Raw genomic sequence first — 821 nt, 5'->3', positions numbered from 1 at the left:
GAAGCAGTATTAAATCATATTGAAAATGGTCGCTTCTTGTTGGTAGAGCGCGTGGCGGAAGAAGTTGCAGAACTTATCATGCAACGCTTCAGCGTTCCTTGGGTGAAGATTCGTTTAGCGAAACCGGGCGCCGTTCCTCAGGCACGATCTGTTGGGGTTGTGATTGAACGAGGCCAAGCATGATCACCACTTATATCGGTGTGGGGACAAACATAGACAGAGAGCAACACGCTAAGGTTGCCTATCTCGAGTTGCAGAAGCTCGGCGAAGATCTCCTCGTCTCACCGATATACGAATGTGAACCTATCGGCTTTAGTAGCCAAAACTTCTACAACTTTGTGATTGCGATGCGCACAAAGTTGTCACTCGAAGAGTTGAGTCACCACTTACGTGAGATTGAATATAAGTGGGGTCGTGAGGAAAATGCGCAAAAGTATCAGGATCGAACACTGGATCTCGATATAGTGCTCTTCGGTGAGTGCATCTCGGCACAAAAACCGGAGCTACCTCGCAGTGATATCTACAAATATCCTTTTGTCACAAAGCCCTTGTATGATCTCGAACCTCATTTAGTGATCCCCGGCGATGGACGCACTGTAGCCGACATTTGGCATGCTATGCAGCCCGTTGATTCACTCAAACCAGTTTCTTTTTCACTTTAAATTTGAGTTGTTTACATGAGTTATTTTGAAGCCTTTATTTTGGCTCTGATTCAGGGTCTGACAGAGTTTTTGCCCATTTCCAGCTCTGCGCACTTGATCCTACCCTCTGCCATTTTCGGTTGGGCCGACCAAGGTCTAGCGTTTGATGTGGCAGTACAC

Annotated in this window: 3 protein-coding genes; all 3 read left to right on the top strand. The window is 46.8% G+C overall.

The window, feature by feature from the left end; translation table 11 throughout:
• A partial coding sequence (locus R7Z50_RS26330; RefSeq protein WP_318149590.1) for a dihydroneopterin aldolase occupies nucleotides 1-183 on the top strand: 183 nt, incomplete at its 5' end.
• Nucleotides 180-662: a 2-amino-4-hydroxy-6-hydroxymethyldihydropteridine diphosphokinase gene (gene folK, locus R7Z50_RS26325; protein ID WP_005465890.1), complete on the top strand. Its 483-nt coding sequence runs from the start codon at nucleotides 180-182 to the stop codon at nucleotides 660-662. The genes R7Z50_RS26330 and folK, both read left to right, overlap by 4 nt.
• A 15-nt stretch (nucleotides 663-677) precedes the next feature.
• A partial coding sequence (locus R7Z50_RS26320) for an undecaprenyl-diphosphate phosphatase (RefSeq protein WP_318149591.1) occupies nucleotides 678-821 on the top strand: 144 nt, incomplete at its 3' end.

The sequence above is a fragment of the Vibrio sp. 1249-1 genome, from assembly GCF_033340495.1.
This window is presented reverse-complemented; position numbering and strand designations above follow the sequence as displayed.